The organism is Mucilaginibacter sp. P4_G9 (assembly GCF_056400985.1).
The window spans coordinates 1-5,109 of sequence record NZ_JBFUKF010000352.1; the positions used below are offsets into that span (position 1 = coordinate 1).

Genomic DNA, 5,109 nt, shown 5'->3' on the forward strand with positions numbered 1-5,109 from the left:
AAACAGCTAAGGATGTTGGCCATAAAACAAGTACAACCGCCAAAAAAGTTGGGCATAAAACCTCGGAGATTGCAGCTAAAGGTGCATCGGCAGTAGTTGATAAAAAGTTTGAAGGAAAGGTAGCGCCGGGTGGTCAAACTATTTATATCGACAAAAACTCATATTACTATTACATCAACAAAAAAGGGCACAGAGTTTATGTTAAAAAAACGGCCCTTATTGATAAACCTGCTCAATAAAAAATTAGTAACTTACATTGCCCTGTAAAAGCAATGTAAGTTTAAAAACCCTGTCATGAAAAAATACCCTTTAATTTTTGCGTATGCATTTTGCGCATTAATATTGTTTTCCTTTGCCTGCACTACCAACCAGGTTAATAAAAAGTTGCTGGGCAAGTGGCAATCAAAGGATGGTGAAACAAAACTGGAAATAACCGAAAAAGGTTTTACCACCGATGACGGAAAGCCGGTTACCGAGGATTATTTTGTGACGAATGATACAATTTTTACATCGTATGAGGGGAGCCGGCCATATACCAAATTCCTGATAAAAAACCTGGACGATCATAAACTTACACTCCTTTACCCCGACTCTGATATTGTTGAGTTTACCCGTTAAAAACTAAGTTTCAAGTTGTAAGCGTTAGATTTTGATAGTCATAGACTTGAAAACTCGTTGAGTACCGACCAGCCGAGCTGGAAAAAACAGTAATGACATGTATGGATACCACAATCACCTCGTGAGCGTCATTGCGAGTAACCACCAGGATAATCTTGGAAAAAACGAGGATGACGTGCTGGCTTTAGGGGCTCACAACAACCATGTCATTGCGAGCGCAGCGCGGCAATCGCGAACTGTGCAGGTCCGCTCTGTATAGCATGCGATTGCTTCGTGCCTCGCAATGGCATAGATTATATTAAGAAATAGTATTGATAATCAGTAAGTTATATGCTTTTCATTGGCAGGAGGTACGACGAAGCAATCCCCAAAATGCAGATCGGATTTGCACAGTTACTCTGTAAATCGGGGATTGCTTCGTGCCTCGCAATGACGGGTAAGAGGTACTTAACTAATACCGTTAAAAAACAAAAGCCTTCATAACTGCTGGCGGCAATTGAAGGCTTTGTTAACAAAACAAAACTAAAACTAATGCTTCCCTACCAGGGGGAAGCTCACGAAAACTATCTTTTACTTAGTAGTAAGTATTTAGTATCAAGTATCAAGTATCAAGTATCAAGTATCAAGTATCAAGACAGCTTCGATAGGTTTTCTATTGTCTTGCTACTTGATACTTACTACTTGATACTAACTTTAGAATCTTCTTTTACGTTCCGGGCGATCTTCGCGGGGTTTGCCCGAGAAGTCACGGAAGCCACCACTACGACGATCGCCGCCGCCTGAGTTGCTTCTTTCGCCACCACGGTAACCGCCACCGCCTTCTCTGCGTTCGCCACCACGGTAACCGCCGCCGCCTTCGCGACGCTCGCCACCACGGTGACCACCACCACCGCTTTCACGACGGTCGCTTGTGCCTTCGCCAGATACTTCTATCCTTACAGGGCGGCCTTTGTATTCGGCATCCTTAAAGCCGGCGCTCACTTTTTCTACATCCTCGTTTGGAACTTCGAAGAAAGAATAAACACCCTTAACATCYATTTTACCAACACTACGGCCGCTAATTTTTGATGTGTTGCAAATGTAACCCAGCAAGTCGCCGCGGTTAAACTCATCAACAGAACCTAAGTTTATAAATAAACGGGTGTAAGCAGATGGTCCGCTTGATGCACCACGCTCGCCACGGTCACCGCGGTCGTCTCTGTCTCTGCGGCCTTCTTCAACGTTCGCGTTAAGGTCTGGCGCGTTTTTGTAATAATCAAGGAAACGGTTAAATTCAATTGATGCAAAGCGTTTTATAAACTCTTCTTTGCTCATATCCTTAAACTCATCCATAATACGCGGGATGTATTGCTCAATCTGCTGCTCATTAACCTGTACGTTATGTACTTTATGAACAATTGAGAATAATTGTTTTTCGCAAACATCAAACCCGGTTGGTATTTCGGCTTTAACAAAGCGTTTACCCAGGGTGCGCTCAATCTGGCGTATTTTACCTAATTCTTTGGCGTTGATAATGCTGATAGATACACCTGTTTTACCTGCACGGGCTGTACGGCCGCTACGGTGGGTGTAGTTTTCAACCTCATCTGGTAACGAGTAGTTAATAACGTGTGTTACATCATTAACATCAATACCACGTGCGGCAACATCGGTAGCAATTAACAATTGCAGGCTGCGCTCGCGGTAACGTTTCATTACCTTATCGCGTTGCTGTTGTGACAGGTCGCCATGTAAAGAATCGGCATTGTAACCGTCTTTTATCAGGGCTTCTGCAATATCCTGTGTTTCAATTTTGGTACGGCAAAATACGATACCAAAAATATCAGGATTAAAATCAACAATACGTTTAAAAGCGGCATACTTATCACKGGCACGTACAATATAGTACTCGTGCTCAATGTTGGCATTGCCGGTGTTTTTTGTGCCCATGGTAAGCTCAAATGGCTCATTCATGTACTTTTTCGCTATACGGCGAACTTCGGTTGGCATGGTGGCCGAAAACAGCCAGGTTTTTTTCTCGTCCGGAGTGGTAGATAAGATATTATCAATGTCTTCCTGAAAGCCCATATTGAGCATTTCATCAGCTTCATCCAATACTACAAATTTTACCTTCGAAAAATCTATCGCCTTACGGTTAATGATATCAAGCATACGGCCCGGAGTGGCCACAACGATCTGTACGCCGCGTTTAATCTGGCGTAACTGATCCATGATGCTTGCTCCGCCATAAACGGCTACAACGTGAACGTTGTCCATTTTTTTGGAGTAATTTTTAATGTCGTTCGTGATCTGTAAACAAAGTTCACGTGTTGGGCATAAAACAAGTGCCTGTGGATGATTTTCTTCAAAATCCAACAGCTCTAATAATGGTAGGCCAAAGGCAGCAGTCTTACCGGTCCCGGTTTGGGCTAATCCGACAAAATCGTTGCTGCCTGTTAACAATACCGGAATTGACTGTTCCTGGATTGGCGTTGGGTTTTCAAACCCTAACTCAGAGATGGCATTAACAATATCATGACGGATTCCCAGTTGAATAAATGGGTTCATGAATTAAAATAACGAATTTGGCAACATCGCCAAATCGGGCGCAAAGATAGCGTTAATATTTTGCAAAAGCAATACTTGGCTGGTATTAAATAAAATATGCAATTGTATGAAAATTTGATAGTTACAGCTTTTGATGCGGTAAACAGGTGCGCTGTTTTGAAATTCCTTTTGGTGAACAGGTTTTTTTATGTAGGTTTAAAGCCGTTAATTGACACAGGAATGAACGATCTGGAAATATATTTTAAGAATAATACCGAACGCGTTATATACAAATGGGCCCATTACTTTGATGTTTATGAACGTCATTTTAGTAAATACAGGGGCAAGGATATTGTGATTTTGGAGATAGGCACACTACACGGCGGCAGTTTGCAAATGTGGAAAAGCTATTTTGGCGATAAAGCAAAAATTTACGGTATTGATATAAACCCAAATTGTAAAGCCGTGGAGGAGGAGAATATTAAAATACTGATAGGCTCGCAAACCGACCGTAATTTCCTGAAACGGGTTAAGGAAGAAATACCCCCGATTGATATTTTAATTGACGATGGTGGCCATACCATGCTGCAGCAGATTATATCATACGAGGAACTGTTTAATCATGTAAAACCCGATGGCGTTTACCTTTGCGAAGACATTCATACCTCATACTGGTTAAAATACGGCGGGGGGCATAAAAGACGCGGCACCTTTATTGAATACTCTAAAAACTTTATTGATAAACTTAACGCTTACCACTCGGTAGAGAAATCATTAAAGGTTGATGATTTTACCCGCTCGGTAAATTCTATTCATTATTATGATTCGATAGTTGTTATAGAGAAAAAACCAACACCGCAGCCCACTTCTTCAAAAACAGGCACTATAACTACTCCTTTTATGAACATGGAGAAGCATGGGTTAGCTAAGGTGAAGAAAAATGCCGGCTATCGCCTAAAACATATCTGGAATGTAGTAACCGCTTTTTTTAAGCTGCCGTTTAAAAAAGGGAGTTTTGATTACTCGTAGATGTTTAAAAATAAATAAACAGACCGTCATTCGAGTAACCACCAGCCCAGCTGGAAAAAACAGTAATGACATGTATGGATACCACAACCGCCTCGTGACCGTCATTGCGAGGAGGTACGACGAAGCAATCCCCAAAATACAGATCGGATTTGCACAGCAACTCTGTAAATCGGGGATTGCTTCGTGCAATGACGGTCTGGTTATTCATTTATTTTTAGACAGCTTCTAAGGAATATTTATCACGATTCAGCGAGTGGAGAGAAGCTAATATGGATAAGCGGCTTTCGAGCCTCAAACAATGTCTTTAGTATTAAATTAATATAATACCTGGTAAAAAGTCAAAATCTTTAATGTTATAGGTATAAAATGGGATTTGATGGATTACAGCGGTGGCTCCGATAATTGCATCCGGTATTTGCAGGCCGTGGCTTAATTTAAAGTCTTCTATTAATTTGCTTGCCAGCATAGAGGTTGCTTTATCGATATCAACAACATCATAATACCTGATTTTCCTTTTCATTTGCGCCAATTCCGTCTTATTTCCCATTCCCTGGTAAAGCTCCATTACAGTAATAACAGAAAGTGCAACTTGCTCTAAGCCAATTTGGTGTAGCCGGTCTATCGTTTCCTGCCTTCCGTTAAAGGCGTGAATAAAGATGTTCGTATCGCATAAAACCATTATTATTAATTAAATAGGTTGGTTTCTTTGCCAGGCATCTTTGCGGATATTTTCCAATGATCTCGGTTTATTTGCCCAAATACCAAATAGGCTATTGGGATCTATTTTTTTATCACCCTTATTTATGGGTATAGCTGTATCAGCAGATATGATTTTAACTGTATTTATTTTGAATGATTCTAATAATGCAGATAGCTTTTTTAATTCACTTTTACTATCTATTTCAATGGTTATCCTCATTGTAAATTCTCCTTTTT

The 5,109-nt window shown here is 40.8% G+C and carries 5 protein-coding genes and 1 pseudogene; 3 read left to right on the top strand and 3 right to left on the bottom strand.

The window, feature by feature from the left end:
• Both AC1DPZ_RS21450 and AC1DPZ_RS21455 read left to right on the top strand, forming a co-directional pair.
• Positions 1 to 239: pseudogene (locus AC1DPZ_RS21450) on the top strand (hypothetical protein); the annotation flags it as partial.
• A gap of 55 nt (positions 240 to 294) precedes the next feature.
• Entirely contained in the window at positions 295 to 618 is a 324-nt protein-coding gene (locus tag AC1DPZ_RS21455) for a hypothetical protein (protein ID WP_477407264.1), read from the top strand.
• A 693-nt stretch (positions 619 to 1,311) separates the two neighbouring features.
• On the opposite strand, the gene AC1DPZ_RS21460 is transcribed toward AC1DPZ_RS21455, so the two are convergent.
• The gene (locus AC1DPZ_RS21460; RefSeq protein ID WP_477407266.1) at positions 1,312 to 3,165 is read right to left on the bottom strand and encodes a DEAD/DEAH box helicase; all 1,854 of its coding nucleotides are present in this window, start codon (positions 3,163 to 3,165) and stop codon (positions 1,312 to 1,314) included.
• Between the two features lie 96 nt (positions 3,166 to 3,261).
• Between AC1DPZ_RS21460 and AC1DPZ_RS21465 the strand changes: the two genes are divergently transcribed.
• Positions 3,262 to 4,173 (top strand): class I SAM-dependent methyltransferase, encoded by a 912-nt coding sequence (locus AC1DPZ_RS21465; protein ID WP_477407268.1) that lies wholly within the window; start codon positions 3,262 to 3,264, stop codon positions 4,171 to 4,173.
• A gap of 310 nt (positions 4,174 to 4,483) precedes the next feature.
• On the opposite strand, the gene AC1DPZ_RS21470 is transcribed toward AC1DPZ_RS21465, so the two are convergent.
• Together AC1DPZ_RS21470 and AC1DPZ_RS21475 are read right to left on the bottom strand one after the other, a co-directional pair.
• Positions 4,484 to 4,852 (bottom strand): PIN domain-containing protein, encoded by a 369-nt coding sequence (locus AC1DPZ_RS21470; protein ID WP_477407270.1) that lies wholly within the window; start codon positions 4,850 to 4,852, stop codon positions 4,484 to 4,486.
• A 9-nt stretch (positions 4,853 to 4,861) separates the two neighbouring features.
• A partial coding sequence (locus tag AC1DPZ_RS21475) for a hypothetical protein (protein WP_477407272.1) occupies positions 4,862 to 5,109 on the bottom strand: 248 nt, incomplete at its 5' end.